This window comes from Streptomyces sp. MS191 (assembly GCF_008042125.1).
In the GTDB taxonomy this organism is placed as follows: Bacteria; Actinomycetota; Actinomycetes; order Streptomycetales; family Streptomycetaceae; genus Streptomyces.
This window is the reverse complement of the sequence record NZ_RDBI01000029.1, coordinates 1-2,996: the sequence shown is the minus strand read 5'-3', so window position 1 is coordinate 2,996 and position 2,996 is coordinate 1. Positions and strand designations below refer to the sequence as shown.

At 73.7% G+C, this 2,996-nt stretch carries 4 protein-coding genes; 2 read left to right on the top strand and 2 right to left on the bottom strand.

Annotated elements, in window-relative coordinates:
* Positions 1-128: 128 nt before the first annotated feature.
* Positions 129-1,061, bottom strand: a complete 933-nt coding sequence (locus EAO71_RS03330) for a helix-turn-helix domain-containing protein (RefSeq protein ID WP_147976257.1) — start codon at positions 1,059-1,061, stop codon at positions 129-131.
* A 109-nt stretch (positions 1,062-1,170) separates the two neighbouring features.
* On the opposite strand from EAO71_RS03330, the gene EAO71_RS03325 reads away from it, so the two are divergent.
* Complete coding sequence (locus EAO71_RS03325; RefSeq protein WP_147976256.1) at positions 1,171-2,229, top strand: saccharopine dehydrogenase family protein; 1,059 nt, start codon at positions 1,171-1,173, stop codon at positions 2,227-2,229.
* Between the two features lie 238 nt (positions 2,230-2,467).
* Here the strand turns inward: EAO71_RS03325 and EAO71_RS03320 are convergent, their stop codons facing one another.
* Complete coding sequence (locus EAO71_RS03320) at positions 2,468-2,647, bottom strand: helix-turn-helix domain-containing protein (RefSeq protein ID WP_147976255.1); 180 nt, start codon at positions 2,645-2,647, stop codon at positions 2,468-2,470.
* Between EAO71_RS03320 and EAO71_RS38485 the strand changes: the two genes are divergently transcribed.
* Positions 2,571-2,993, top strand: coding sequence for a helix-turn-helix domain-containing protein (locus tag EAO71_RS38485; protein ID WP_315986584.1), 423 nt, complete (start codon positions 2,571-2,573; stop codon positions 2,991-2,993). The two genes, EAO71_RS03320 and EAO71_RS38485, sit on opposite strands and share 77 nt — an antisense overlap.
* The last annotated feature ends 3 nt before the right edge of the window (positions 2,994-2,996 follow it).

Genomic DNA, 2,996 nt, shown 5'->3' with positions numbered 1-2,996 from the left:
TTAGGTAACCCTTACCGAGTGGGGCGGCTGCGGTGCGCCGCAAGCAGTTATCTCGATGTCGAGATAACTCTAGTGCATCCCCGCCGCTCGGTCATGCCCGGCATGCGTGTGATCGCTCCCATGCCGCGTCAGCCGGCGGCTGCCCGCGTACGCCGGAAGGTACGCCGGTAGGCGTCCGGGGGGACCCCCAGGGTGCGGTTGAAATGGCGGCGCAGCGTCGTGGCCGTGCCCATGCCGGTGGCCTCGGCGACGGCGTCGACGCTGTCGCCGGTGGATTCGAGGAGTTCCTGGGCGCGCCGGATCCGCTGGTTCAGCAGCCACTGGAGCGGGGTGGTGCCGGTCACCGTGCGGAAGTGGCGGCCGAGGTGGCGCGAGCTCATGTTGGCCCGGCGCGCCAGGTCCTCCACGGTCAGCGGCTGGTCGAGCCGCTCGATCACCCAGGGCAGCAGGTCCGCGAGCGGGTGGTCGTCCCGTTCGGGCACGGGGGCGGTGACGAACTGCGCCTGGCCGCCCGCCCGGTGCGGGGGCACGACCAGGCGGCGGGCGACCGTGTTGGCGAACGCGGATCCGTGGTCGAGGCGGACCAGGTGCAGACAGAGGTCCATCGCGGCGGCCTTGCCCGCCGAGGTGAGCACGGTGCCGTTGTCGACGTAGAGCACGTCCGGATCGACCTCCACCAGGGGGTGGCGGGCGGCCAGGACATCGGTGTGCGCCCAGTGCGTCGTCGCGCGCCGGCCGTCCAGCAGTCCCGCCGCGGCCAGGACGAACGCCCCCGTGCACAGCGAGGCCACCCGCGCGCCCGCCTCGTGCGCGGCGCGGACCGCGTCGACCAGCTCGACGGGCGGCTCGACGTCGACGTCGGCCCACCCCGGGACGATCACCGTGCCGGCGTCCCGGAGCCCGTCGAGGCCCGCGTCGGGCTCCAGCCGGAAGCGGCCGACCCGCACCGGGCCCGGCCCGCAGACGGTGAGGTCGTACGGGGCTCCGCCGAACACCTCGTACGCCACGGAGAGTTCGAAGTGCAGCATGCCGTCGGTGACGGCGAGCGCGACCTTGTCCATGTCCGGAAGTGTACGGGCCATGTCGTTCCGGACACTCGTCGCGGCCTGTCCGCGGCGACAGAATCTCCTCATCGGACAGGCGGGACGGAAGACGACGGGGGAGCGATCCATGACAGCGGCATCCACAGCGGCGGCGGAGTCGGCACAGGGGCGGAAGGTCGCGGTGTTCGGCGCCTACGGCCACACCGGGCGCTTCGTGGTGGCGGAACTGCTGGACCGCGGCTTCGTCCCCGTGGCGTCCGGGCGGGACGCCGGCAAGCTGAACGCGCTCGCGGCCTCCCACCCGGGGCTCGACGTGCGGCCCGCCTCGGTGGACGACCCGGCCTCGCTGGACCGCGCGCTGGCCGGCGCCGACGCGGTGATCAACTCCGCCGGGCCCTTCGCCGAGACCGCGGCCCCGGTGATCGAGGCGGCGCTGCGGGCCGGGATCCCTTACCTGGACGTGMCGGCCGAGATCGAGGCCAACGTCGACACCTTCACCCGGTTCGCGGAGCCCGCCCGGGCCGCCGGCGTCCCGGTGGTCCCCGCGATGGCCTTCTTCGGCGGCCTCGGGGACCTGCTGGTGACCGCGGCGATGGGCGACCGCACGGCGGCCGACGAGGCCCATGTGGCGTACGGCCTGAGCAGCTGGCACCCCACGCCCGGGACGCGCACGGCGGGCGCGGTCTCGCGGCAGCGCAGGGACGGCCGACACGTCCGCTTCCGCGACGGGCGCCTGCAGTACGGCGAGGACACCTCGCCCACGCTCCGGTGGAACTTCCCGGCCCCCCTGGGGGTCCGGTCCGTGATCGGCGACTTCACCATGGCCGACGTGGTCACCGTCCCCAGCCACCTGGCCGTCCCCGACGTCCGCACCCACATGGCCGCCGAGGCGGCCAGGGACCTCACCTCCGCCGACACCCCGGCGCCCGCGGCGGTCGACGCGCGCGGCCGGTCCGCGCAGACCTTCCTCGTCGACGTGCTCGTGCGCGCGGGCGACACGGAGCTGAGGGCCGTGGCGAGCGGCCAGGACATCTACGCCGTCAGCGCGCCGCTCGCGGTGGAGGCGGTCGCCCGGATCCTGACGGGGCGGACCAGGACGGTCGGCGTCGCCTCGGCCGGCGCGATGTTCGACGCGCCCGACTTCCTCCGCGCCCTTTCCGGGCACCTTTCGGTCGAATTGCCCTGAAGGGGAAGGCGCGGTCGGCCTCCGCGTCCGGGGTGTGGAGGATCACGTGCGCGCCACTGAACATGCTGCGATCGTCACCCCGCGGGGCCGGCCCGGCAATCGGTGGGCGCCTAGGTAACCCTTACCGAGTGGGGCGGCTGCGGTGCGCCGCAAGCAGTTATCTCGATGTCGAGATAACTCTAGTGCATCCCCGCCGCTCGGTCATGCCCGGCATGCGTGTGATCGCTCCCATGCCGCGTCAGCCGGCGGCTGCCCGCGTACGCCGGAAGGTACGCCGGTAGGCGTCCGGGGGGACCCCCAGGGTGCGGTTGAAATGGCGGCGCAGCGTCGTGGCCGTGCCCATGCCGGTGGCCTCGGCGACGGCGTCGACGCTGTCGCCGGTGGATTCGAGGAGTTCCTGGGCGCGCCGGGCCAACATGAGCTCGCGCCACCTCGGCCGCCACTTCCGCACGGTGACCGGCACCACCCCGCTCCAGTGGCTGCTGAACCAGCGGATCCGGCGCGCCAGGTCCTCCACGGTCAGCGGCTGGTCGAGCCGCTCGATCACCCAGGGCAGCAGGTCCGCGAGCGGGTGGTCGTCCCGTTCGGGCACGGGGGCGGTGACGAACTGCGCCTGGCCGCCCGCCCGGTGCGGGGGCACGACCAGGCGGCGGGCGACCGTGTTGGCGAACGCGGATCCGTGGTCGAGGCGGACCAGGTGCAGACAGAGGTCCATCGCGGCGGCCTTGCCCGCCGAGGTGAGCACGGTGCCGTTGTCGACGTAGAGC